Annotated in this window: 24 protein-coding genes; 7 read left to right on the forward strand and 17 right to left on the reverse strand. The window is 69.2% G+C overall.

What is annotated here, in order from left to right:
* Nucleotides 1-34 precede the first annotated feature (34 nt).
* Nucleotides 35-2701, forward strand: a complete 2667-nt coding sequence (locus ACSFA5_RS31685) for a ligase-associated DNA damage response DEXH box helicase (protein ID WP_435448011.1) — start codon at nucleotides 35-37, stop codon at nucleotides 2699-2701.
* Between the two features lie 29 nt (nucleotides 2702-2730).
* Here ACSFA5_RS31685 and trxC read toward each other — a convergent pair whose 3' ends face one another.
* Complete coding sequence (gene trxC, locus ACSFA5_RS31690) at nucleotides 2731-3195, reverse strand: thioredoxin TrxC (protein ID WP_435448012.1); 465 nt, start codon at nucleotides 3193-3195, stop codon at nucleotides 2731-2733.
* A gap of 77 nt (nucleotides 3196-3272) precedes the next feature.
* Between trxC and pdeM the strand changes: the two genes are divergently transcribed.
* A complete protein-coding gene (gene pdeM / locus ACSFA5_RS31695) occupies nucleotides 3273-3950 on the forward strand; it encodes a ligase-associated DNA damage response endonuclease PdeM (protein WP_435448013.1) in 678 nt (225 codons plus the stop codon).
* Between the two features lie 165 nt (nucleotides 3951-4115).
* Here the strand turns inward: pdeM and ACSFA5_RS31700 are convergent, their stop codons facing one another.
* From ACSFA5_RS31700 to ACSFA5_RS31710, 3 genes are read right to left on the reverse strand one after another with little or no spacing between them, the layout of a single operon-like run.
* Nucleotides 4116-4643: a TPM domain-containing protein gene (locus ACSFA5_RS31700; RefSeq protein ID WP_435448014.1), complete on the reverse strand. Its 528-nt coding sequence runs from the start codon at nucleotides 4641-4643 to the stop codon at nucleotides 4116-4118.
* Between the two features lie 5 nt (nucleotides 4644-4648).
* Nucleotides 4649-5587, reverse strand: a complete 939-nt coding sequence (locus ACSFA5_RS31705) for a TPM domain-containing protein (RefSeq protein ID WP_435448015.1) — start codon at nucleotides 5585-5587, stop codon at nucleotides 4649-4651.
* A gap of 12 nt (nucleotides 5588-5599) precedes the next feature.
* Nucleotides 5600-6199, reverse strand: coding sequence for a LemA family protein (locus ACSFA5_RS31710; protein ID WP_435448016.1), 600 nt, complete (start codon nucleotides 6197-6199; stop codon nucleotides 5600-5602).
* Nucleotides 6200-6245: 46 nt separating this feature from the next.
* On the opposite strand from ACSFA5_RS31710, the gene ACSFA5_RS31715 reads away from it, so the two are divergent.
* On the forward strand, nucleotides 6246-7004 hold the full coding sequence (locus tag ACSFA5_RS31715; RefSeq protein ID WP_435448017.1) for a hypothetical protein: 759 nt from the start codon (nucleotides 6246-6248) through the stop codon (nucleotides 7002-7004).
* 25 nt (nucleotides 7005-7029) lie between these two features.
* Here the strand turns inward: ACSFA5_RS31715 and ACSFA5_RS31720 are convergent, their stop codons facing one another.
* The 7 genes from ACSFA5_RS31720 to ACSFA5_RS31750 all read right to left on the reverse strand — a co-directional run bounded on the left by ACSFA5_RS31720 (nucleotide 7030) and on the right by ACSFA5_RS31750 (nucleotide 14004).
* Nucleotides 7030-7704 (reverse strand): cysteine hydrolase family protein, encoded by a 675-nt coding sequence (locus ACSFA5_RS31720; RefSeq protein WP_435448018.1) that lies wholly within the window; start codon nucleotides 7702-7704, stop codon nucleotides 7030-7032.
* The gene (locus ACSFA5_RS31725; protein WP_435448019.1) at nucleotides 7701-8633 is read right to left on the reverse strand and encodes an ABC transporter permease; all 933 of its coding nucleotides are present in this window, start codon (nucleotides 8631-8633) and stop codon (nucleotides 7701-7703) included. The genes ACSFA5_RS31720 and ACSFA5_RS31725 overlap by 4 nt, the downstream gene beginning before the upstream one ends.
* A 61-nt stretch (nucleotides 8634-8694) precedes the next feature.
* Entirely contained in the window at nucleotides 8695-9876 is a 1182-nt protein-coding gene (locus tag ACSFA5_RS31730) for an ABC transporter permease (RefSeq protein ID WP_435448020.1), read from the reverse strand.
* Nucleotides 9869-11395 carry an ABC transporter ATP-binding protein gene (locus ACSFA5_RS31735; RefSeq protein ID WP_435448021.1) on the reverse strand — a complete coding sequence of 509 codons (1527 nt, stop codon included), beginning with the start codon at nucleotides 11393-11395 and terminating at the stop codon, nucleotides 9869-9871. The genes ACSFA5_RS31730 and ACSFA5_RS31735 overlap by 8 nt, the downstream gene beginning before the upstream one ends.
* Nucleotides 11396-11421: 26 nt before the next feature.
* Nucleotides 11422-12531, reverse strand: coding sequence for a BMP family ABC transporter substrate-binding protein (locus ACSFA5_RS31740; protein WP_435448022.1), 1110 nt, complete (start codon nucleotides 12529-12531; stop codon nucleotides 11422-11424).
* Nucleotides 12532-12600: 69 nt separating this feature from the next.
* The gene (locus tag ACSFA5_RS31745; RefSeq protein WP_435448023.1) at nucleotides 12601-12987 is read right to left on the reverse strand and encodes a VOC family protein; all 387 of its coding nucleotides are present in this window, start codon (nucleotides 12985-12987) and stop codon (nucleotides 12601-12603) included.
* Nucleotides 12988-13002: 15 nt separating this feature from the next.
* On the reverse strand, nucleotides 13003-14004 hold the full coding sequence (locus ACSFA5_RS31750; RefSeq protein WP_435448024.1) for an isopenicillin N synthase family dioxygenase: 1002 nt from the start codon (nucleotides 14002-14004) through the stop codon (nucleotides 13003-13005).
* Between the two features lie 217 nt (nucleotides 14005-14221).
* On the opposite strand from ACSFA5_RS31750, the gene rutR reads away from it, so the two are divergent.
* The gene (rutR, locus tag ACSFA5_RS31755; RefSeq protein ID WP_435448025.1) at nucleotides 14222-14938 is read left to right on the forward strand and encodes an HTH-type transcriptional regulator RutR; all 717 of its coding nucleotides are present in this window, start codon (nucleotides 14222-14224) and stop codon (nucleotides 14936-14938) included.
* A 189-nt stretch (nucleotides 14939-15127) separates the two neighbouring features.
* Here rutR and rutF read toward each other — a convergent pair whose 3' ends face one another.
* The 6 genes from rutF to rutA are packed head-to-tail and all read right to left on the reverse strand — an operon-like array spanning nucleotide 15128 to nucleotide 19488.
* Nucleotides 15128-15664, reverse strand: coding sequence for an NADH-dependent FMN reductase RutF (gene rutF, locus ACSFA5_RS31760; RefSeq protein ID WP_435448026.1), 537 nt, complete (start codon nucleotides 15662-15664; stop codon nucleotides 15128-15130).
* A 25-nt stretch (nucleotides 15665-15689) separates the two neighbouring features.
* Nucleotides 15690-16295: a malonic semialdehyde reductase gene (locus ACSFA5_RS31765; RefSeq protein ID WP_435448027.1), complete on the reverse strand. Its 606-nt coding sequence runs from the start codon at nucleotides 16293-16295 to the stop codon at nucleotides 15690-15692.
* Nucleotides 16292-17143: a pyrimidine utilization protein D gene (rutD, locus tag ACSFA5_RS31770; RefSeq protein WP_435448028.1), complete on the reverse strand. Its 852-nt coding sequence runs from the start codon at nucleotides 17141-17143 to the stop codon at nucleotides 16292-16294. Before rutD ends, ACSFA5_RS31765 begins: the two co-directional genes overlap by 4 nt.
* A gap of 5 nt (nucleotides 17144-17148) precedes the next feature.
* The gene (rutC, locus tag ACSFA5_RS31775) at nucleotides 17149-17541 is read right to left on the reverse strand and encodes a pyrimidine utilization protein C (protein WP_435448029.1); all 393 of its coding nucleotides are present in this window, start codon (nucleotides 17539-17541) and stop codon (nucleotides 17149-17151) included.
* 23 nt (nucleotides 17542-17564) lie between these two features.
* Nucleotides 17565-18362 carry a pyrimidine utilization protein B gene (gene rutB / locus ACSFA5_RS31780; protein WP_435448030.1) on the reverse strand — a complete coding sequence of 266 codons (798 nt, stop codon included), beginning with the start codon at nucleotides 18360-18362 and terminating at the stop codon, nucleotides 17565-17567.
* Nucleotides 18363-18375: 13 nt separating this feature from the next.
* On the reverse strand, nucleotides 18376-19488 hold the full coding sequence (gene rutA, locus ACSFA5_RS31785; RefSeq protein WP_435448031.1) for a pyrimidine utilization protein A: 1113 nt from the start codon (nucleotides 19486-19488) through the stop codon (nucleotides 18376-18378).
* A 218-nt stretch (nucleotides 19489-19706) separates the two neighbouring features.
* Here rutA and ACSFA5_RS31790 point away from each other — a divergent pair, with 218 nt between their 5' ends.
* From ACSFA5_RS31790 to ACSFA5_RS31800, 3 genes are read left to right on the forward strand one after another with little or no spacing between them, the layout of a single operon-like run.
* Nucleotides 19707-20159 (forward strand): YybH family protein, encoded by a 453-nt coding sequence (locus ACSFA5_RS31790; protein WP_435448032.1) that lies wholly within the window; start codon nucleotides 19707-19709, stop codon nucleotides 20157-20159.
* Nucleotides 20160-20212: 53 nt separating this feature from the next.
* Nucleotides 20213-21283 carry a YheT family hydrolase gene (locus ACSFA5_RS31795; protein WP_435448033.1) on the forward strand — a complete coding sequence of 357 codons (1071 nt, stop codon included), beginning with the start codon at nucleotides 20213-20215 and terminating at the stop codon, nucleotides 21281-21283.
* Nucleotides 21284-21287: 4 nt separating this feature from the next.
* Entirely contained in the window at nucleotides 21288-21848 is a 561-nt protein-coding gene (locus tag ACSFA5_RS31800) for a DUF2946 family protein (protein ID WP_435448034.1), read from the forward strand.
* The last annotated feature ends 161 nt before the right edge of the window (nucleotides 21849-22009 follow it).

Here is a 22009-nt window from a genome sequence, read left to right on the forward strand (position 1 = left end):
GCGTACCGAAGACCAGCCGCCTGTCGAAGGCCGCGTGCCCCCATCCCAGCCTTCCCCCGGAGGGGGAAGGAGCAAGACCAAGGTCAAGGCGGCGCTCGATGCGTGGTTCGCGGCGCGCGAGTGGAAGCCTTTCAAGTTCCAGCGCGAGGTCTGGAAGGCCATCGCCGAAGGCAAGTCCGGCCTGCTGCACGCCACCACCGGCGCTGGCAAGACCTATGCGGTGTGGCTCGGCGCCTTGCTGGCGTTCTCCAAGGCCCGCAAGCAGAGCGCCCTCAAGCCCACACCGATGCCGCTCACCGTGCTGTGGCTCACCCCCATGCGCGCCCTTGCCGCCGACACCTTGCGCGCCCTGCACCAGCCGCTCGAAGCGCTGGGCGTCGACGTGCATCCATGGAGCGCGGGCGCCCGCAGCGGCGACACCTCTTCCGCCGAGCGCAGCGCGCAGAACAAGCGCCTGCCGACCGTGCTCGTCACCACGCCCGAGAGCCTCTCGGTGCTGCTCTCACGCGCCGATGCCCGCGAGGTGCTCGGCCATGTGCAGATGACCGTGGTCGACGAGTGGCACGAGCTGCTAGGCAACAAGCGCGGCGTGCAGGTGCAGCTTGCGCTCGCGCGCCTGCGGCGCTGGAACCCGGGCCTCGCGGTCTGGGGCATGTCGGCCACGCTGGGCAACCTGCACGAGGCGATGCATGCGCTTCTCGGCAATGAAGACGGCGTGCTCGTGCAGGGCCAGGTGCCCAAGAAGCTCGTCATCGATTCGCTGCTGCCCGGGCGCGCCGAGCGCTTTCCATGGGGCGGCCACCTGGGGCTCACGATGCTGCCGCAGGTGATCGAGGAAATCGCCTCCAGCAAGACCACGCTGGTCTTCACCAACACACGCTCGCAATCGGAAATCTGGTACCAGGCCCTGCTCGAAGCCAGGCCCGACTGGGCCGGCCTCATCGCGCTGCACCACGGCTCGCTCGACCGCGAGGTGCGCGAGTGGGTCGAGCTGGGCCTGAAGAGCGGCGAGCTGAAGGCGGTGGTGTGCACCTCGAGCCTGGACCTGGGCGTGGACTTTCTGCCCGTGGAGCGCGTGCTGCAGATCGGCTCGCCCAAGGGCGTGGCGCGCCTGCTGCAGCGCGCGGGCCGTTCGGGCCATGCGCCGGGGCGGCCGTCGCGCATCACGCTCGTGCCCACGCACAGCATCGAGATGGTCGAGGGCTCGGCCGCGCGCATGGCCATTGCGGCGGGGCACATCGAGGCGCGCTACTCGCCCGACCAGCCGCTGGACGTGCTGGTGCAGCACCTGGTGACGGTGGCGCTGGGCGGCGGCTTCGTGCCCGACGACCTGTACGACGAGGTGCGCGGCACCGCGGCGTATGAAAAGCTCTCGCGCGAGAACTGGCAATGGTGCCTCGACTTCGTGTCGCAGGGCGGCGCCTCGCTCGCGGCCTATCCGGACTACCGGCGCGCCGTGCCCGATGCCGACGGCGTGTGGCGCGTGCCCGATGCGCGCCTGGCGCGGCGCCATCGCATGAACATCGGCACCATCGTGAGCGACGCGAGCATGTCGGTGCAGTACCTGGCGGGCTCGAAGATCGGCAGCGTCGAAGAAAGCTTCGTCGCGCGCATGAAGCCCGGCGACTGCTTTCTGTTCGGCGGCCGGCTGCTCGAGCTGGTGCGCATCCACGACATGACGGCCTGGGTGCGGCGTGCCAGCGGCAAGCGCGCGGCGGTGCCGCGATGGAACGGCGGGCGCATGCCGCTGTCGACCACGCTGGCCGATGCGGTGGTGCAGCAGCTGGCGCTGGCCGGCGAGGGCAGGTACGACTCGCCCGAGTTGCAGTGCGTGCGCCCGCTGCTCGAGATCCAGCAGCAGTGGTCGGCGCTGCCGACGCCGCAGACGCTGCTGGCCGAGACGCTGACGACGCGCGAAGGCTCGCACCTGTTCCTGTACCCCTTCGCCGGGCGGCATGTGCACCTGGGCGTGGCGAGCCTGCTGGCTTGGCGCGTGGCGCAGCACGAGGCGCGCACCTTCTCCATCGCGGTGAACGACTACGGCTTCGAGCTGCTGAGCGCGACGCCGGTCGACTGGCCCACGCTGCTGCCGCAGGTGCTGCGCCTGCCGGAAGGCGAAGGGGAGGGGGACGAAGCCCACGTGGCGCTGCTGCACGAGGTGCTGGCCTCGCTCAACGCGGGCGAGCTCGCGCAGCGGCGCTTTCGCGAGATTGCGCGCGTGTCGGGGCTGATCTTCCAGGGCTACCCCGGCGAGAAGCGCAGCAGCAAGCAGCTGCAGGCCTCGTCCTCGCTGTTCTGGGAGGTCTTTCGCAAGTACGACCCCGGCAACAAGCTGCTGCAGCAGGCCGAGCAGGAGCTGCTGGCGCAGGAACTGGAAATCGGCCGGCTGCGTACCAGCCTCGTGCGCATGGCCGCTCAGGCGCTGGTGCTGAAGCCGCTCGCGCGGCCCACGCCGTTCTCGTTTCCGCTGATGGTCGAGCTGTTTCGCGAGAAGCTGTCCAACGAGAACGTGGCCGACCGCATCGCGCGCATGGTCGAGCAGCTGGAAAAAGCCGCGGGCGGCGTGGTCACGGCCGGCGGTGTCGAGCGGGTGAAGGGAACGATGGCCTTCGGGCAGGAGGGCGCGGGCAAGGGGCGGGGAAAGCCTCCGTCGCCACGGCGCGAGCGCCGCAAGCCGTCACGGCCTTTGCCGCCGCTGTGAGGCGCAGCAAGGCTCGGTGCGCCGCGTGCTCAGCCCGCGCCGTTCGCCTTCACCCAGCGCACGATGTCCGCCGCGCTCATGGCGCCGGCCTGCCGCGCCACTTCGCGCCCGCCGCGAAACAGCGCCAGCGTGGGGATGCTGCGGATGTTGAAGCGCGCGCCCAGCGCCTGCACCGCCTCGGTGTCGACCTTGGCCAGCCGCACCTGGGGCTCGAGCTGGGCCGCCGCCTGCTCGTAGCCCGGCGCCATCTGGCGGCAGGGGCCGCACCACGGCGCCCAGAAGTCGACCAGCACGGGGATGTCGTTGCGCGCGATGTGCTTGTCGAAGGTGGCCGCGTCCGCCAGCGCGGTCGAGTGCCCGGTGAACAGCGGGCGGTGGCAGCTGCCGCAGTCGGGCGCGCTGCCCAGCTGCGTCGCGCGCACGCGGTTGGTGGTGTGGCAGTGCGGGCAGACGATGTGCAGCGCTGGAGCTTCGGCGGTGGTTTCGGCGGTCATGGCAAAAAGCTGGGGGCCGCGAGGGCGAATTGCAAGGCAAGGGCCGGTGCGGGCGTCTTTTGCGACACTGACGGCCAGTGACTTCTTCTCTTTCTTCCACGACACCGCTGGCGGTGCGGTGGGCCGGCGAATCGCTGTGCCTGTTGCCTGAACGCGCCGTTTGGTGGCCTGCGCAGCGCACGCTGTTCCTGGCCGATCTCCACCTCGGCAAGGCCGCGACCTATCGCGCGCTGGGCCAACCCGTGCCGGGCGGCACCACGCAGGAGAACCTGGCGCGGCTCGACGCGCTCATTGCCGCCCACGCGCCGCAACACATCGTGTTCCTCGGTGACTTCCTGCATGCGGCGCAAGCGCGCACGGTCCTCGCTGCCGTCGAGGCCTGGCGCGCGGGGCACGCCGACGTCGCGATGACCCTGGTGCGCGGCAACCACGACAGCCGCGCGGGCGATCCGCCGGCCGCGTTGCGCATCGACGTGGTGGAGGAGCCCCATTTGCTGGGCCCCTTCGCTTGTTGCCACCATCCGCAGGCGCATGCCACGCACTTCGTGCTGGCGGGGCACCTGCATCCCGCCTGCAAGCTCTACGGACCGGGGCGCGACCGCGTGCGGCTGCCGTGTTTCGTGAGCGATGCGCAGCAGGCCGTGCTGCCGGCTTTCGGGGAATTCACGGGCGGGTGGTTGATGGAGGCGGCGCCGGGGCGGCGCTTTCACGCGGTGGGCGGGTCGGCCGTGTGGGCGCTGCCGGCTACTGACTGATGTCCTGGTCTTGCTCCTTCCCCCGCTGGGGGAAGGTCGGGATGGGGGCAGCCAGAGCGCCCGATGGACACGCCGCTTGCCTCCACCCCAGCCCTCCCCCGGAAGGGGAGGGAGAAAGTCCGGTCTTGCTCCTTCCCCCAACGGGGGAGGGAGCAAGTCAAAGGGTCAGAGCACGACCGGCTCGTCCGGCAACTCGTTCACGTCCAGTTCGCCGTCGGCCAGCGGAAAGTGTTCCACCAGCAAGGCCGAGATCTCTTCCAGCGCCTGCGTCAGCCCGTCCTCGAAGCGGCCTTCGCGAAACGCCGCGCTCATGCGCTGCGTCATCGCGGCCCATGCCGCATCGTCGACGTGCGCATGCAGGCCCCGGTCGGCCACGACCTCGATCGCGTGCTCGGCCAGCAGCAGGTAGACGAGCACGCCGTTGTTGTGTGCCGTGTCCCACACGCGCAGCTTGCCGAACAGCATGACCGCGCGCTCGCGCGCCGAGGCATGGCGCCACAGGTACGACATCGGCAGGCCCGCCTCGACGCAGATGCGCACCTCGCCGCTGTGGCGACGTTCGCTCGCGGCCACGCGGCCCGTCAGGCGCTGCATCACGGCCTCGGGCAGCGCGCGGCGCACTTCGGATTCGTCGATCCAGCGATGGCGCCAGATGCGCGCCAGCCTGGAGAAAAGGGTTGCGTCGGTTGCCATCGTGTTCACCAGTTGCCCGAGGCGCCGCCGCCACCGAAATTGCCACCGCCGCCGGAGCTGAAACCGCCGCCACCGCCGCGGTTGCTGCCGCCACTGCTCCAGCCGCCGCCCCCGCCGCCGGAGCCCCAGCCGCCGCCGCCGCCTCCGCCACCGCCCGCGCGCCCCGCGGCCGCGACCAGCGTGACGACGAGCGCAATCACCCCCGCGATCGCCGCGATGGCGATGCTGGCGGTGAGGAGGAACACGATCACCCCCACGCCGCCGCCCACGACCACGGTGCCCAGCTTCTTGCCCAGGACCGCCCGCGCAATCGGGGCACCGATGAAGACGCCGACGAACAGGAACACGCCGAAGTGCTGCAGAAAACCGAAGAGGCCGCCTTCGTCATTGGCGCTGTTGCCGCCGCTTGCGGCGTTGTCGCGCGACGGCGCCGGCAGCGGCTCGCCGTCGACCAGCCCGATGAGCCGGTCCACCGCCGCGTTCAGCCCGCCCGCGAAGTCGTTCTGGCGAAAGCGCGGCTTCATCTCCTCGTCGATGATGCGCACGGCCGCCAGGTCGGGCACCGCGCCTTCGAGCGTCTTGGCCGTGGCGATGCGCATCGCGCGGTCGTTCTTGGCCACCACCACCAGCAGGCCGTCGCCCACGCCCTTGCGGCCGATCTTCCAGGCGTCGCCCACGCGCTGCGTGTAGCTGGCGATGTCTTCGGGTGCGGTGGTCGGCACCATCAGCACCACGATCTGCGAGCCCTTGCGCTGCTCGAAGGCCGCGAGCTTGGTCTCCAGGCCGTTGCGCTGGGCGCTGTCGAGCGTCTGGGTCTGGTCGATCACGCGCGCCGTGAGCGCGGGCACCGGCAGCAGCCCTTGCGCCAGCGCAGGCAGCCCGGCCCAGGAGAGGGCCGCGAGACAGAACGCGGCCAGCGCGCGGCGGAACAGGGCAGCGGCCATCGGTGGCGGCCCTTACTTCTTCGGTGCGCTGAAGTCGACGGTGGGCGGCGTGGAAATCTGCGCCTCGTTCTGCACGGTGAAATTGGGCTTGGGCGCGTAGCTGAAGATCTTGGCCGTGATGTTGGTCGGGAAGCTGCGCGCGAGCACGTTGTACTCCTGCACGGTCTCGATGTAGCGGTTGCGCGCCACGGTGATGCGGTTCTCGGTGCCTTCCAGCGTCACGCGCAGGTCGCGGAACGCCTGGTTGGCCTTCAGGTCGGGGTAGCGCTCCGACACCGCCATCAGCCGCGACAGCGCCGAAGAGAGCTCGCCCTGCGCCTGCTGGAACTTCTGGAAGGCCTCGGGGTTGTTCAGCGTCTCGGGCGTCACCGTGATCGAGGTGGCCTTGGCGCGCGCCTCGATCACCTTGGTGAGGGTGTCCTGCTCGAAGGCGGCCTCGCCCTTCACGGTGGCCACGATGTTGGGCACCAGGTCGGCGCGCCGCTGGTACTGGTTGAGCACCTCGCTCCAGGCCGACTTGCTGGCCTCGTCGAGCGACTGGAAGTTGTTGTAGCCGCAGCCGCTCAGCGACACGACCGCCGCAAGGATCAGGAACCAGCGCTTCATCATCATTTGCATTACCTCCGCAGAAGGTGCGGAAGTTAGCATAGATGCCCCTATGGCCCTCGACCCTCTCCACGCCCTGCAGGCTGCGAACCGCGCGGTTCTGCCCGCGGCGTCCGCGGCCTTCGGCACGCTGCTGATCGCCGGTGCCACGGGCGCATTGGGGGCCGAGCTGCTGCGCCGGCTGGCGGGCAGCCACCGCCATGCGCACACCCGCGTGCTGGCGCGCGAGCCGATGCGCGACGGGTTGCGCGGCGTGGAGACCTGCCTGAGCCCGGCGCTGCCCATCGCGCAATGGCCGCTCACGTCGGCCCACACCGCCATCGTCGCATTCGACCCGCCGCGCCTGTACCACGACCGCGAGCGCGCGCTGTGGGTGCCCGAGCCTTCGGAGTTGCCCGCGCTCGCGCGCTGGCTGCATGCCTGCGGCGTGCGCACGCTGGCCATCGTGCAGCCGCACGACCAGGGCCGGCTGCCCGAGGCACTCAAGCACGGGCTGGCCAGCCTCGACGAGCAGGCGGTGGTGGCCTGCGGCTTCGAGCGCGTGATCCTCGTGCGCTCGGCGCGCAAGCCGGCGAATGCCAAGTTCGCCAACCCGCTGGAGCGGCTGGCCGCATGGATGCTGTCCGTCGTGCGCTTCATGGTGCCCAGCAGCGAGCAGCCGGTGCGTGCGTCGAAGGTGGCGGAGCTGGTCGACCTGGCGCTGCGCATCGCGCCGCCGGGCGTGCATGTGGCCGCGCCCGAGCTGGTGTGGCAGGCCGCGCAAGGCGACATGCAAGGTGTGGCCGCGCGCTGGCTCCGCGTGCCGGGGTAGCGCTTTTTCGGAGCTTGCTAAAGCTTCACTCGCGCCACTGGCGCAGCAGCTCGCCTGAATCGACCACCAGCCCCAGGTGCAGCGACACCATCGCCAGCGCCGCGCCTTCCAGGTGCGCATCGGTGCCGCGCACCAGGTCGCGCAGCACGATCACGCGGTAGTTGTGGTTGTTGGCGTCGAACGCCGTGTTGAGCACGCAGCAGTCGGTGAAGCCGCCGTTCAGCACCACCGTCTCGATGCGCTGGTTGCGCAGCAGAAAGTCGAGGTCGGTCGGGTAGAAGGCCGACAGCCGGCGCTTGTTGTCCACCCGCATGTCGCCGGGCGCCACGCGCGTGACCCACTCGGTCCACTTCGAGCCTTCGATGGCATGCGCGTCGGCATTCGGAATGTCGCCCACGTGCAGCGGAAAGGTACGCCGCCACGCGGCCGGAATGCCGCGGATGTCGTCCTCGCCGCCGGGCCGCAGCACCGACTTGATGTGCACGATGCGCACGCCCAGCGCGCGCACTTCGTCGTGAAAACTGTCGATGGGCGCCACCACGTCGCGCGCCCGGGGTGCCGGGCAGGGGCAGTCGGGGCTGTCGTCCAGGTGGCCGCGGTGCATGTCGATGGACACGACCGCGGTGGTGGCGGGGTTCAGGTAGTCGGCGAACTGCGCCGCGTCGAGCTCGCGCTCCTCGTTGTAGACCCAGGCCTTCATCGGCGTTCTTCTCTCACGTAGGGTTGGCCCAGCGCGCCGGGCTCTTCGTCGGCACCGCGCCGCGACAGCGCGACCCACACCATCACGCCGAGCGTCACCGCGTACGGCGTCATCATCACGAAGTACTGCGGCAGCTGCACGCCGGCCGCGGCCAGCTGGGGAATCAGCGCCTCGATGCAGCCGAACAGCACCGCGCCCACCAGTGCCTTCCACGGCGACCAGCGCGCGAAGATCACCAGGCCCACCGCGATCCAGCCGCGCCCGCCGGTCATGCCAGCGATCCACAGCTTGGTGCTGACCACCGAGATGTAGGCGCCCGCCAAACCCACCAGCGCCGAGCCCGCGAGCACCGCCACGAAACGCCACGCCGTGACGTTGATGCCCGCGGCATCGGCCGCCTGCGGGTTCTCGCCCACGGCCCTCAGCCGCAGCCCGGTGGAGGTGCGCGCGAAGAACCACGCCACCGCGCCGAAGATCGGCAGGGTGAGCCACACCATCGCGTTCTGCGCGAAGAGCTTGCCCACGCCGGGCAGCATCGACAGCGGCCACAGGGCCATCGTGCCGATGCCGTCGGTGGCGTGGTTGGTCCAGTCGGCCATGGAGCCGACCAGCGAAGTAAGGCCCTGGCAGAAGAACACCAGCGCGAGCCCGGCAATCACCTGGTTCACGCGCAGCCAGATCACCATCACCGCGAACAGCATGGACACCACGCTGGCCGCCAGCATCGCGAGCACCAGCGACACGGCCGGCTGCCCGATGGCGATCTGCGCGCCGATGCCGGCCAGCGCGCCGACCAGCATCAACCCTTCGGCGCCGAGCGAGAGCACGCCCGCCCGTTCGCTGATGATGAGACCGAGTGCCGCGAGCGCATACGGAATGGCGAAGTCCGGCGTGCTCGCGAGCCAGTTCAGGACGACGCTGCCGCTCATTGGAGAACCTCCGCGCTGCGCGCTGCGGTGCGAGCTTGCTCGGGGCGGCCCGGCGCGGCGCTCATTGGAGAACCTCCCCGCCCACGCGGCGCAACCGGTGGCGAATGAAGAAGTCGCTCGACGCGACGCACACCACGATGATGGCCTGGATGAGCTGCACCATCGAGAACGGCACCTGGTAGAACACCTGCAGGCTGCGCCCGGTGACGAACAAGGCCGCCACCAGCAACGCCACGACCGTTGCCGCCAGCGGGTTGTTGCGCGCCAGGAAGGCGATGAGGATGCCCGAGAAGCCGTAGCCCTGGTAGAAGGCCTGCGTGAGCCGGCCTTCCTGCCCCGCGACCACCGCGAAGCCCGCGAGCCCGGCCATCGCGCCCGACAGCAGCACGGCGCCGTAGATGGTGCGCCGCACCGGCACGCCGTTGGCATGCGCCACGCGCGGGTTCGCATCGACGAAGCGCAGGTACAGGCCCACGCGGCTCACGCTCACCAGCCACCACGCCAGCAAGGCGACAACGCCCGCCAGCAAAATCGCGCTGCCCACGCCGCCGCCGAGTTCGGGCAGGCGCTCGAACGCGCGGAACTGCGGCGAGTACGGAAAGTTGTCCTTCGGGTCCTTCCAGTTGCCGTACACCAGGTGCAGCAGGAAGTTGGCGGCCATGTAGTTGAGCATCAGCGTGGAGATGATCTCGTTCACGCCGAGCTTCAGCTTGAGCCACGCCGGGCCCAGCACCCACAGCAGGCCGCAGCCCACGGCGGCCACGAACATCAGCGGCAGGCGCAGGTTCTCGGGGCCGATCTGCCACATCGAGATGGTGGTCGCGCCGATGGCGCCCCAGATCATCTGGCCCTCGAGCCCGAGGTTCCAGAAGCGCGCACGAAAGGCGATGGAGCCCGCCAGGCCGACCAGGATCATCGGCGCGGCCTGGAACAGCACGGCGCGAAAGTTCTGCCCGTCGAAGAAGGTCTGCGTGACGAACTCGTTGGCCAGTTCGTCGGCCGGCACGCCGGCCGCCACCAGGATCGCGGCGGAGATGGCGAAGCCCAAGAACAGCGCGCCCGCGAGGATCAGCGCCTGCCAGCGCCACGCCATGTGCTGGCGGATCTCGAGCGCGTAGCGGCGGCGCGCGAGCGGCTGCATGGCGCGCGGCGCTTCATGCGCGAGGGAAGCGGAAGGCGAAGAGGAAGAGGAAGAGGGCTTGGGTGTGTGTGCCATGTCGGCCGTGAGGAATGCGTCAGCCATGGTCGACCATCGCCTGTCCGATGGCCTGCCGGTCGGCGGGCTGTGCGAATTCGCCGGCAATGCGACCGCGCGTCATCACGCCCACGCGGTCGGCCAGCTGCAGCACTTCGTCGAGGTCTTCGCTGATCAGCAGCACTGCGGCGCCGCCGTCGCGCGCGGCACGCAGCCACGCATGCACCTCGGCGCTGGCACGCACGTCGAGGCCTCGGCTCGGGCTGTGCGCGAGCACCAGCATGGGCGACTTGCCGAACTCGCGCGCCAGCACCAGCTTCTGCGCATTGCCGCCCGACAGCAGCGCGGCCTTCTGCGCGACCGAGCGCACGCCCTGCACGTCGAAGGCGCGCACCGCCTCCTGCGTGTCGCTCTGGATGCGGCCCCGGCGCAGGCGCCACACGGGCCCGTAGCGCCCGGTGTGCACGCGGCCGATGGCGTAGTTCTCGGCCACCGACAGGCCGCCCGCGAGCGCGAGCCCGTAGCGGTCGGCCGGAATGGCGGCAATGCCGATGCCGCGCCGTGCCGATGCGGCCAGGGTCTTCAGGTCGCCATGGCCCGCCAGGTCGATCTCGCCTTCGGTGGCTTCGCCCGGCAGGCCCATGATCGCGCCCGCCAGTTCGCCCTGGCCGTTGCCGCCTACACCGGCCAGGCCGTAGATTTCGCCGGCGTGCAGCTCGAGGTCGACGCCGTCGAGCACGCGCCGGCCTTCGGGCGAGGCCGGCGTGCGCAGCCCGCGCACCGACAGCCGCACCGGCCCGCGCGACGTGGTCGAGGCCTGAAAGCCCAGCGCCGCAATCGATTCGCCCACCGTGAGCTTCACCAGTTCGGCGACCGATGTTTCCGAAGGCTGCAGCGTGGCCACCGTGCGCCCGCCGCGCATCACCGTCACGCGGTCGGCGTAGGTCTTCACGTCGGCCATCTTGTGGGTGACCAGCACCACGGCGGCACCGGCGCGCGCCAGGCCCTGCACCGTCTGCAGCAGGCGCGCGGCCTCCTGGTCGGTGAGCACGGCGGTGGGCTCGTCGAGGATCAGGATGCGCGCGCCCGCGAGCAGCACCTTGAGGATCTCGACGCGTTGCTGTTCGGCAATGGAGAGCGCGTCGACGCGCTTCGACGGATCGATGTCGAAGCCCAGCTCCGATGCCTTGTTGCGGATGTCGCGCGCCATCTCGCGCAGCCGCTCGCCGTGGCTCTGGAACTCGGCCGGCTCCGGCGCGGTGAGCAGGATGTTTTGCGCCACGGTGAAAGGCCGCACCAGCTTGAAGTGCTGGTGAACCATGCCGATGCGGTGCCGTGCCGCGTCGCGCGGCCCGGTGAAGCGCACCGCGTTGTCGTCCACCAGCAGCTGGCCGGCTTCGGGCGCATACAGCCCGGCCGCGATGTTCATCAGCGAGGACTTGCCCGCGCCGTTCTCGCCGAGCAGGGCATGGACCTCGCCCCAGCGCGCGGCAAAGTGTGCGTCGGTCAGTGCCGCGAAGCCGTCGAAGGACTTGCGGATGCCGGTGAGTTCGAGCGCGTTGGGCATGGGCGTGGTCGGTGCTTGCTGGGGGCTTACTTCTGCGTGACCACACCCTTGACGAACCAGTCCATCTTCCACAGGTCGGCATCGGACAGCACGGCGCCCTTGGCCACGCGCTCCTTGCCGTCGCGGTCGGCCAGCGGGCCGGCATACACCTGCTTGCCCTTCATGATCGCGTCGCGCTCGGCGGTGATGACCGCGGCCTTGTCCTTGGGCACGGCGGGGCCGAAGCCGGCGATGTCGGTGCCGCCGTCCTTCATCTCGATGAAGGCGCCGTAGGGGGCAGGCTTCCAGCCGCCGGCCATGACCTTCTTCAGCTCCGGCGTGAGGAACCTGTCCCACACCCACACGGAGGAACACAGCGTGGCCTTGGGCGCGAACTGGCGCAGGTCGCGGTGGTGGCCGGTGCCGTACACGCCGCGCTCCTGCGCCACGATTTGCGGCGTGGGGCTGTCCACGTGCTGGCCGATCACGTCGGCGCCCTGGTCGATGAGCGCGGCGGCGGCGGCGCGTTCCTTGATGGGGTCGTTCCATGCGCCGGTGTAGATCACGTTGACGGTGGCGGCGGGGTTCATCTTCTGCGCGCCGAGCGCGAAGGCGTTGATGGTCCAGTTCACCACGCCGAAGGGGTTGGCCGCGACGAAGCCGAGCTTGCCGGTCTTGGACGCCGCGCCCGCGGCCATGCCGCAGAGGTACTGGCTCTCGTAGGTGCGGCCGTAGAACGATTCGAGGTTGGTGCCGTTGGTGGTGCCCGAGCCGTTCAGAAAGGCCACGTCGGGGTACTTGGCGGCCAGGTCCTTGAAGCTGTCGGAATAGCCGAAGGCGGTGCCGATGACGATGTTGGCGCCGCGCTGAATGAACTTCTCGGCCGCCGGCTTGATGGCCGAGGCGTCTTCGGGCACGTTTTCGACGAACTGGATCTTCTGGCCGATTTCCTTCTCGATCTTCACGCGGGCTTCGTCGAAGGCCTGCGTCCAGCCACCGTCGTTCTTCGGGCCGAAGTAGAGCATCGCGATCTTCGGCTTGTCCTTCAGCGTGAAGCCGTCGGCGGCCGCGGCGGGCAGCGTCGTGAACAACGCGCCGCCGGCTGCGAGGCTCAGGGCCAGGCCGAGGGTGGTGCCGTGGGAGGGAGTGCGCAGCATGGAGCAACCTTTCGTGAGGAGCATGGGAAGAGACAAGGGCAAGAAGAAGGAGACGAACGCCGCGTGCCGCTACATCATGAAATTGATGCGGAACACATTGCCTTCGGGGTCGAGCAGCACCGACTGGTACCAGTGGTAGTAGGTGACGTACGGCGGCTTGACGAGCGTGGCGCCGGCCTCCAGCGCCACGGGCACCATGCGGTCGACATCGGCCTGGCTGTCGACGTCGATGTTCAGCAGAAACTTCACGCCGCGCGTGTCGGAGAACTCGGAAAGGTGCAGCAGCTCGTAGGCATCGAGCGCGTTGAAGCCGAGGCTCGACTTGCCGGTGTCCAGCCCGCGAAAGATCGGCGAGCGGATCGCCTCGATTTCCGGGAAGCCGAACACGCGCTGGTAGAAGCCGCTGAGCGCGACCACGTCCTTGGCGAAGACGTTGACATAAGAGAGGTGCGCCATGTGCGTGGGGCCCGATCAGGCGGTTGCCTTGGTCCCGCCGAACGTCGTCTGCTTGACGAACTTCGAGGTCAGGTGGTCGCCGGAAGTAATGGGGGGGTACTTGGCGCTCTCCCCAGGTGCCAGGCAGACGGGCAGGCACTCCACCATCGCGTCGTAGTTGGGCTGGTGAAAGAACACCAGCGACTGCCGGCGGTTGGTGCTCGCCACCTCGAACGGCGGGTTGATCACCCGGTGCAGCGTGGACACCCACTGGTCGTTGGTCCACTGCATCATCAGGTCGGCGATGTTCACCACCAGGCCGCCCTCGACCTGCGGCACGTCGACCCACTGGCCGGCCTTGTTGAACACCTGCAGGCCCTTGTCGTCGGGCAGCACGATCGTCAGGCTGCCGTAGTCGCTGTGCGCACCCGCGCGCAACTGGCCGGGCAGCGGCTGCTCGCGCTGGGGCGGATAGCTCAGCACGCGGAACATGCTGATGTGCGCGTCGATCTTGTCGTCGAAGAAGTTTTCCGGCAGCGACAGGCCGAGCGCGAAGATGCGCATCAGCGAGCGCGAGAGATCGCTCATGGCCTCGAAGTAGCCCTCGTAGGCTTCGCGGAAACCGTCTATGGGCGGCCAGCTGTTGGGCTCGAAGTGCGGGCCGGCGGCAGGGCCGCGGTGGTAGTCGTCGTTCGGCACGTTCGACGGGCCGACCGAGAACGACTCCTTCAGGTCGCCGGGGGCCGCCTCTTCCAGGCTGTACGACAGGCCCTCTTCGCCCACCGCGCTGTACCCGCGCACCGCGTCTTCGCGCGGCCGGTCGACCTTGCGCTTGTCGGCCAGCGGCATGTCGAAGAAGGTGCGCGACAGCGACGACACGCTGGAGATCAACGCCGGCGGAATGCCGTGGTTGGTGATGACGAGAAAGCCGATGCTGCGGCAGGCTTCATCGACTTTCTTCGCGACCTCGGCCTTGCCTTCGGCGGTGCCGGCGAAGTAAGGCGCGAGATCGATGATGGGGACGGACAGCAGGGTCATGGCAGGTTCCTCTGGCTTGGCATGCCTTTCGCCATGCAACGTCTGTGCCAGTTGGACCAAATGGACAAATCGCAACGGCCGCGTCAGCATGGTGCGTGGCAAGGCCCTTGCATGAGCCTGTGAACGCCTTCGTGACGCAAGGCGATGCACCGTGGCCTTACAGTGGTGCGCAGTACCAGAACCAGACCGAACACCGAGATAGAGAGAGTGAGGGAAGATGCCGAAGACCAAGGCGCTGGCTGCCAACACCAGCAAGGAAGCCAGCAAGGAAAGCCCGGCGCGCAAGCGTGCGAAACCCGTGGTGCGCAGCGCGTCCGCGGTGAGCCGCCGGCTGCGCCAGATCGAGGACAAGCGCAGCGCCATCCTGGGCGCTGCACTGGGCCTGTTCTCGCGCTTCGGCCTGCACGGCACGTCGATCGACCAGGTGGCGGCGCGCGCCGATGTGTCCAAGAGCAACCTGCTCTATTACTTCGCGAACAAGGAAGAGCTTTACGTCAACGTGCTGCGCGACCTGCTCGCGCTGTGGCTCGAACCACTGCGCGGCTTCAGCGCCGAGCAGGACCCGAGCCAGGCCATCGGCGACTACATCCGCCGCAAGCTCGTGATCTCGCGCGACCGGCCCGATGCGTCGCGCCTGTTCTGCCTTGAAATGATCCAGGGCGCGCCGCTGCTGCGCGACGAACTCGACCGTGAGTTGCGCACGCTGGTGGAGCGCAAGTCGGAGGTGATCGTGGCGTGGGTGGCCGCCGGCAAGCTGGCACCGGTGGACCCGCAGCACCTGATCTATGCGCTGTGGGCGATCACGCAGCACTACGCGGATTTCGGCGTGCAGGTGCAGGCGCTGTCGGGGCACACGCTCGACGACGAGGCGTTCTTCGAGAAGACGGTGGAGAACGTGCAGCGCATCGTGCTGCAGGGCATCACGCCGCGGTGACTGCGGCAAGGCGCTGTGTCTTGCTCCCTCTCCCCTTGGGGAGAGGGCTGGGGTGAGGGCAGCGGCCTCGAACCCACAACGACTGCGTGCCGGCGCCGCTGCCCCCTCACCCTGACCCTCTCCCCGAGGGGAGAGGGGACAACACGGAACGCGCGTCGCGCACGTGGGTCTTGCTTTCCAAGAGAAAAGTCAATGCTGCGGCGGCACCGCGATCTCGTGATACCGGCGGTCGAAGTAGATGAGCCCTTGCGCCGCGCCGCCGATGGCGATGGCCACCGCCTCGCAGAACAGCACGTCGTGCGTGCCCGCGCTCGTTGCGTGCATCACGCGGCAGTCGAAGGACACGGCCGCGTCGTCGAGCATCGGCGAGCCGGTGGTGTTGCGGCGCCACCGGCCCGCCGCGAAGCGTTCGTCCATCGGCGTCTTGCCGCCGAACAGGGCCGACAGCGACTGGTGCCCCGCGGCCAGCACGTTCACGCACAGCACGCCGTTCGCCTTGAACGCCGGGTACACCGACGCCGAGCGGTTCAGGCACACCAGCAGCGTGGGCGGCTCGTCGGTCACGCTGCACACGGCCGATGCCGTGAAGCCCGCGCGGCCCGCGGGGCCGTCGGTGGTGATGATGTTCACCGCGGCGCCCAGGCGCGCCATCGCATTGCGGTAGTCGGCCTTGGGCAGGCCCGGCGGCAGGCCGGCAGGGTTCGATGAAGCGGCGTGAGAGGCCATGGCGTTGTGCATTGCAGTAGCTCCGTCAGGCCAGCACGCAGGCCGCGTCGAAGGGCAGGCGCGGCAGGCGGGCGAACACCTTCGACGCGTCGCCGTGGCCCAGGTTGATGAGGAAGTTGACGCTCCAGTCGGTGCCCTCGAAGAAGGCCGCCTCGACCGTCGCCTTTTCGAAGCCCGACATCGGGCCGGCGTCCAGGCCCACCGCGCGCGCGGCCAGCAGCAGGTAGCCGGCCTGCAGGCTGGCGTTGCGAAAGGCGGTTTCGTGCGCGGCCTCGGGGCTGCCGGTGAACCAGCTGCGCGCGTCGGCATGCGGGAAGAGCGTGGGCAACTGGTCGTAGAACTTGCGGTCCCATGCGGCAATGACCGTGACGGGCGCGGCCATGGTCTTGTCGAGGTTGCTCTTGGAAAGCGCGGGCGCCAGGCGCGCCTTGCCTTCGGGCGTGCGCACGAACACGAAGCGCGCGGGCGAGCAGTTGGCCGAGGTCGGGCCGAGGCTCGCGAGCGCGTAGACCTGCTGCAGTTGCGCGTCGGTGACGGGTTCGTCGGTCCAGCCGTTGTGGCTGCGCGCGCCGGTGAACAGCAGCGACAGCGCGGCGTCGTCGAGGGTGGAGAGCGTGGCGGAGGTGGTCATGCGGAAACGGTGTGTGCTGCGTGGGCGGTGTGTGCGGTGGGAGTGCTCGCCCGCGAAAGAAAGGCCAGCAGGGTGCTGTTGAACGCATCGGCCTCGGTCACGCTGTGGGCGTGGCCGCCGTGCGCCATGAGGTTGAGCGTGGCGTTCGGCAGGCCTTCGGCCAGGCGCAGCGAGCAGGTCCAGGGCACGAGCACGTCGTCGTTGGCGGCGGCCACCAGCGTGGGCGCGGCAATGTCGGCCAGGCGTGCGTCGATGTCGAAGGCGCGCAGCGCGGCGATGCGCGTGCGCATGGTGTGCTCGCCGGGGAAATGCGCGAAGGCGTGATCGACTTCGTCGGCCACGCGCCTGGCGTGCGCGGCGCACCACGCGGCGGGGTACAGGAAGATCGGTTGCGCTTCCACGTAGGCACGCGCACCGCACGCACCCAGCAGTGCAAGGCGTGCATCGAAGCAGCGCGCCGAGTGCGGGTTGGGCTTGGACCAGGCATTGACGAGCACCAGGCTGGCAATGCGCGCGGGTGTATCGAGCGCGAGCTGCAGGCCGACGAGGCCGCCCAGCGCATGGCCCGCGAAATGGCACTGCGCGGTGTTCGTGGCGTCGAGGATCTCGCGCACGTCGTTCGCCATGTCCGCGATGGCGTACGCATCGGGCAGGGCGCCGGGGCTGCGGCCGGTGCCGCGCTGGTCGTACGCAATCACCCGATGCCCCGCGGCAATCAAGGCGCCCAGTTGCGGCTGCCAGAACCCGGCCGAGCCGCCCAGGCCCGACGACAGCAGCACGGTGGCAGCCGCGTCCGACGGCCCGTGTATTTCGCAGTGCAACGAAGTCATGCGGGTTGTGCCGGTCATGCGGTTCAGGCCTTCTTGCCGACGTGCGCGATCGAGGCGATCTCGACCAGCGCGTCGGGCTTCACCAGGCCGCACTGGATGCAGTAGCGCGCGGGCTTGGTGCCCGGAAAGAACTCGGCATACACCGTGTTGATCTTGGCGTAGTCGGCCCAGTCCTTCAGCATGATCTGGTTGAAGGTGACGTCGTCCATGGTGCCGCCTGCAGCCTCGACCACGCCCTGGATGGTGGTGAGCACATGGCGCGCCTGCGCACTCGCGTCGCCCACGTGGACCACGTTGTTGTCCTTGTCGAAGGGCAGCGTGCCCGACACGTAGAGCACGCCGTCGGCGAGCGTGCCGGGAACGTAGGGCGCGAGGGGCACGCCGGTGCCGGGCGGGATGATGGCTTGCTTGGGCATGGGGAAGGTCCTTCGTGAAGAAATCAGGCGATGGCCGTTTCGGCCGGGGCGGTGGGTGCAGCGGCGGGCGCGGGCGCGAAGGTGTGGCAGAACTGGTCCACCGTGGAGACCCAGCCGAAGAAGGTCTCCACGTTGTAGACCGAGGCCTTCTGGATGGCCGCGCCGCCGAGCTCGTGCGTGGCGTCTTCCAGCATCACCGCGAAGTATTCGAGGTGGAAGGCATCGCGCAGCGTCGATTCGACGCACACGTTGGTCGCGATGCCGGTGAACACCAGGTGGCGAATGCCGCGTGCGCGCAGCGTGCTGTCGAGCGTGCTGTTGAAGAAGCCGCTGTAGCGCGTCTTGGGCACCACGATGTCGCCGGGCTGCGGCTTCATCGGGTCGATGAGCTCGTAGTCCCAGCCGCCCTTGGCGAGGAACTTGCCCTGCAGCTCGGGCCTGGCGCGCATGGTCTTCAGCGCGTTCGACTTGTGCCAGTTCGGCGAGCCGGGGCCGCCGGCCTCCACGTACGCCGCGTCCCAGCCGTTCTGCAGGAAGACGACCAGCATGCCGGCCGCGCGCGCCGCCGAAATGGCGCGCGCGATGTTGGCGATGGTGCCTTGCGCGCCCGAAATGTCGAAGCCGGCCGAGTCGACGTAGCCGCCGATGGAGGCGTAGGCGTTCTGCATGTCCACCACGATCAGCGCCGAGTCGGTGGCATGCAGCGCCACCGGCTCGGGGCGCGCGGGCAGCACCAGCGGTGCAGGCGCGCCGGGCAGGCGCGGCGCGCCGACGGGCGTGGTCGAGGTGAGGGTGGTGTTCTTGGGGGTGGGCGAGGTCATGCGCGTCTCCCGTTCAGGCTGCGAGACGTTCGGGCTCGACCTGCGAAGGCACCGGGCTTTCGACGTGCGCGCGGCTCTTCATGAGCGGCTGGATGCGTTCGCCGAAGGCTTCCACGCCCTGCAGGAAGTCGTCGAACGTGAGCAGCACGCCTTCGGTGCCGGGCACCTCGGCCACCTCGTCGAGCATGCGCGCAACAGTGGCGTACGAGCCCACCAGCGTGCCCATGTTGATGTTCACGGCCGAGGTCGGGTCGGCCATCTGGCGCACGTTGGTGTCGGCGCCCGACTTGGTGTCGGCCGCGCCCTGCTGGCCCAGCCACGCGATGGCCTCGTGGTCGGCACCGGCCTTGTAGTGCTCCCACTTGGCGCGCGCGGCCTCGTCGGTCTCGTCGGCAATCACCATCATCAGCACGTAGGTGGTGACGTGGCGGCCGGTGCTGGCGGTGGCCTCGATGAGCTTTTCGGCGGCCGGCGCGAAGGCCTTGGGCGTGTTCACGCCCTTGCCGAAGCAGAAGTTGTAGTCGGCGTACCTGGCGGAGAACGCCATGCCCGCGTCGCTCTGGCCGGCGCAGATCACCTTCATGTCGGCCTGCGGCTGCGGGCTCATGCGGCAGTCGTCCATCTGGAAGTGGTCGCCCTTGAAGTCGGACTGGCCCTTGCCCCACAGGTCGCGCAGCACCTGGATGTATTCGGAGAGGTACGCGTAGCGCGTGCCGAAGAACTGGTCGCCGGGCCACATGCCCATCTGCGAGTACTCGGGGCGCTGCCAGCCGGTGACCAGGTTCAGGCCGAAGCGGCCGTTGGAGATGGAGTCGATGGTGGCCGACATGCGCGCCACGATGGCCGGCGGCATCACCAGCGAGGCGGCCGTGGCGTAGAGCTTGATCTTGCTGGTGACCGCCGCCAGGCCGGCCATGAGCGTGAACGACTCGAGGTTGTGGTCCCAGAACTCGGTCTTGCCGCCAAAGCCGCGCAGCTTGATCATGGACAGCGCGAAGTCGACGCCGTAGCGCTCGGCCTTCAGCGTGATCTGCTTGTTGAGCTCGAAGCTGGGCTTGTATTGCGGGGCGTTTTCGGACAACAGCCAGCCGTTGTTGCCGATGGGAATGAAGATGCCGACGTTCATGGAAAAGGCTCCTGTTGCGTGATTGCGCAACGCCTTGCATACGCCGTGCCAGTTGAATAAGTTGTTTGAAATCAATGGCTTGAAGAAATGATGCAGCGGAGTTTTGACCAAGTGGTCCAAAGTGGCGCAAGCGAACGGCCCACGGTGCGACGGCACGGTGCGCGCCGGACCAAAGCGGTGCAGTGCCGGCGTCACGTTCGGCGCGGCAGAATCACGCCATGCCCAAGACCCCACACCGCGCCGCCGCGGCCATCGGCGGCACCGCCGACGACGCCGAGGCGGCCTTCTACGAGGCGCTGCAACGCGGCGACATCGATGCGCTGATGGCCTGCTGGGCCGACGAGGACGAGGTGTTCTGCGTGCACCCCGGCGGCCCGCGGCTGGTGGGCGCCGTGGCCATTCGCGCGGCCTTCGAGCAGATGTTCGGCAACGGCGCGATCCACGCCACGCCGGCGCGGGTGCGCAAGATCGAGTCGCTCGCCAGCGCGGTGCACAACGTGCTGGAGCGCATCGAGGTGCTCACCGCCGAAGGCCCGCGCCATGCCTTCGTGCTGGCCACCAACGTCTATCACAAGACCGCGCAGGGCTGGCGCCTGGTGGCGCACCATGCCAGCCCCGGCAGCGCGCGCGAACCCGATGACCTGAACGACCCGCCCCAGACCCTGCATTGATGCCGTCCTTCGTTTCCCCCTCTTTCCCCTCTTCAGCTTCTTCCGGTTCGGCGATGGGCTACACCGCGCCGCGGTGGCTGCCCGGCGGCAACCTGCAGACCATCTGGGCCGCGCTGTATGCGCGGCGCTTCGACGGGCCGGCGCCGGTCTACCGGCGCGAGCGCTGGCCCACGCCGGACGGCGACTTCATCGACGTCGACTTCGTGGATGCGCCCCCGGCGCCATCGACCGCAGGCCCGGCGCCGCTGCTGGTGCTGTTCCACGGCCTGGAAGGCTCGTCGCGCAGCCACTACGCCGAGGCCTTCGCCACCTTCGCCGCCGCGCAGGGCATGGCCTTCGCCGTGCCGCATTTCCGAGGCTGCAGCGGCGAGCTGAACCTGGCGCCGCGCGCCTACCATTCGGGCGACTTCGAAGAAATCGGCTGGATCCTGGCGCGCATGCGCGAGCAGCACGTGGCCAGGGGCGGCGGCACGGTGCTGGCCGCGGGCGTGTCGCTGGGCGGCAATGCGCTCATGCGATGGGCTTCTGAAGCCGGAGAAACGGCCTCGGGGGTGGTGGGCGCCGTGGCCTCGGTCTGCGCGCCGCTTGACCTGGCGGCGGGTGGCGAGGCCATCGGCCGGGGCTTCAACAAGCTGGTCTACACGCGCATGTTCCTCGCCACCATGAAGCCTAAGGCGCTCGCCAAGCTGGCGCAGTTCCCGGGCCTTTTCGACCGCGAGCGGCTGATGTCGGCGCGCAACCTCCACGACTTCGACAACGTGTTCACCGCGCCGCTGCACGGCTTTCGCGACGTTGCGGACTACTGGTCGCGCGGCTCGGCCAAGCCGCACCTGGCGTCGATCCGCGTGCCCGCGCTGGTGGTGAACGCGCGCAACGACCCCTTCATTCCCGCCGCGAGCCTGCCCCGCGCCGGCGAGGTGGGCCGGCACGTCACGCTGTGGCAGCCCGCGCACGGCGGCCATGTGGGCTTTCCGATGGGGCTGCCGCCGGGGCATGTGCAGGGCATGCCCCAGCGTGTCGGCAACTGGCTGCAGTCGCATGGCGGCACAGGCGGCACAGGCGGCAAAGGCGGCAAAGGCGGCATATCGGCTGACGGCGCTGGCTTGCGCACGGGAAGAGAATGACATCATGGACGACATCGTCAAACAGGCCATCGCCAAGTGGCCCAACGTGCCGCACTGCTACGGCTGGCTCGGCTTGGACGCGCGCGGCAACTGGTACATGCGCGACGACCGCACCCAGGCCGAAGGCCCGTTTCGCGCCGCCAAGGGCTCGATGCTGCGGCATGACAAGCTGATCGACTTCATCCACCGCAACTACGAGCACGACGACGAGGGGCAGTGGTTCTTCCAGAACGGGCCGCAGCGCGTGTACATGGAGCTGGAGGCCGCGCCCTGGGTGTGGCGCGTGGCCGAGGAGGGGGAGGGTTTCACCGTCACGTCGCATACCGGCAATGCGGTCGAGGTGTCGGGCTGCCTGCTCGACGAAGAAGGCCGGCTGTACCTGGCCTCGCCGATCGGGCTGGGCCTCGTGCACACGCAGGACGTGGGCATTGCGGCGGAGGCCGTCGAACGCGGCCTGTGGACGCCGGAGGCGGTGCAGGCCGGCGACTTGCCCGGCCGCTTCGGGCACGTGCTGAGCCCGGCGGCGCGCCATGCGGAAGAAGCTGCTCCGCCTTCGGCGCCTTAGCCTTTGTCAGGCATGCGTGCCGCCCATAGAAAAAGCCGGCGCTGGCAGGCTGTGTAAATAGTCTGCATCGAGTCGACGAGAAGTGCCCTCCAGGCGTTGGTCTGGAGGGCATTTTTCATTGGAGACTGACCCATGGGACATCGACACGGACAGGACCGAGG

The sequence above is a fragment of the Variovorax monticola genome, from assembly GCF_051216855.1.
Taxonomy (GTDB): Bacteria; Pseudomonadota; Gammaproteobacteria; order Burkholderiales; family Burkholderiaceae_C; genus Variovorax.

Excerpts from the sequence above, each read along its gene's own strand:
- trxC (WP_435448012.1), bottom strand. The coding sequence starts at position 3,195 with ATGACCGCCGAAACCACCGCCGAAGCTCCAGCGCTGCACATCGTCTGC.
- ACSFA5_RS31700 (WP_435448014.1), bottom strand. The coding sequence starts at position 4,643 with ATGGCAACCGACGCAACCCTTTTCTCCAGGCTGGCGCGCATCTGGCGC.
- ACSFA5_RS31705 (WP_435448015.1), bottom strand. The coding sequence starts at position 5,587 with ATGGCCGCTGCCCTGTTCCGCCGCGCGCTGGCCGCGTTCTGTCTCGCG.
- ACSFA5_RS31710 (WP_435448016.1), bottom strand. The coding sequence starts at position 6,199 with ATGATGATGAAGCGCTGGTTCCTGATCCTTGCGGCGGTCGTGTCGCTG.
- ACSFA5_RS31715 (WP_435448017.1), top strand. The coding sequence starts at position 6,246 with ATGGCCCTCGACCCTCTCCACGCCCTGCAGGCTGCGAACCGCGCGGTT.
- ACSFA5_RS31720 (WP_435448018.1), bottom strand. The coding sequence starts at position 7,704 with ATGAAGGCCTGGGTCTACAACGAGGAGCGCGAGCTCGACGCGGCGCAG.
- ACSFA5_RS31725 (WP_435448019.1), bottom strand. The coding sequence starts at position 8,633 with ATGAGCGGCAGCGTCGTCCTGAACTGGCTCGCGAGCACGCCGGACTTC.
- ACSFA5_RS31730 (WP_435448020.1), bottom strand. The coding sequence starts at position 9,876 with ATGGCTGACGCATTCCTCACGGCCGACATGGCACACACACCCAAGCCC.
- ACSFA5_RS31735 (WP_435448021.1), bottom strand. The coding sequence starts at position 11,395 with ATGCCCAACGCGCTCGAACTCACCGGCATCCGCAAGTCCTTCGACGGC.
- ACSFA5_RS31740 (WP_435448022.1), bottom strand. The coding sequence starts at position 12,531 with ATGCTGCGCACTCCCTCCCACGGCACCACCCTCGGCCTGGCCCTGAGC.
- ACSFA5_RS31745 (WP_435448023.1), bottom strand. The coding sequence starts at position 12,987 with ATGGCGCACCTCTCTTATGTCAACGTCTTCGCCAAGGACGTGGTCGCG.
- ACSFA5_RS31750 (WP_435448024.1), bottom strand. The coding sequence starts at position 14,004 with ATGACCCTGCTGTCCGTCCCCATCATCGATCTCGCGCCTTACTTCGCC.
- rutR (WP_435448025.1), top strand. The coding sequence starts at position 14,222 with ATGCCGAAGACCAAGGCGCTGGCTGCCAACACCAGCAAGGAAGCCAGC.
- rutF (WP_435448026.1), bottom strand. The coding sequence starts at position 15,664 with ATGGCCTCTCACGCCGCTTCATCGAACCCTGCCGGCCTGCCGCCGGGC.
- ACSFA5_RS31765 (WP_435448027.1), bottom strand. The coding sequence starts at position 16,295 with ATGACCACCTCCGCCACGCTCTCCACCCTCGACGACGCCGCGCTGTCG.
- rutD (WP_435448028.1), bottom strand. The coding sequence starts at position 17,143 with ATGACCGGCACAACCCGCATGACTTCGTTGCACTGCGAAATACACGGG.
- rutC (WP_435448029.1), bottom strand. The coding sequence starts at position 17,541 with ATGCCCAAGCAAGCCATCATCCCGCCCGGCACCGGCGTGCCCCTCGCG.
- rutB (WP_435448030.1), bottom strand. The coding sequence starts at position 18,362 with ATGACCTCGCCCACCCCCAAGAACACCACCCTCACCTCGACCACGCCC.
- rutA (WP_435448031.1), bottom strand. The coding sequence starts at position 19,488 with ATGAACGTCGGCATCTTCATTCCCATCGGCAACAACGGCTGGCTGTTG.
- ACSFA5_RS31790 (WP_435448032.1), top strand. The coding sequence starts at position 19,707 with ATGCCCAAGACCCCACACCGCGCCGCCGCGGCCATCGGCGGCACCGCC.
- ACSFA5_RS31795 (WP_435448033.1), top strand. The coding sequence starts at position 20,213 with ATGGGCTACACCGCGCCGCGGTGGCTGCCCGGCGGCAACCTGCAGACC.
- ACSFA5_RS31800 (WP_435448034.1), top strand. The coding sequence starts at position 21,288 with ATGGACGACATCGTCAAACAGGCCATCGCCAAGTGGCCCAACGTGCCG.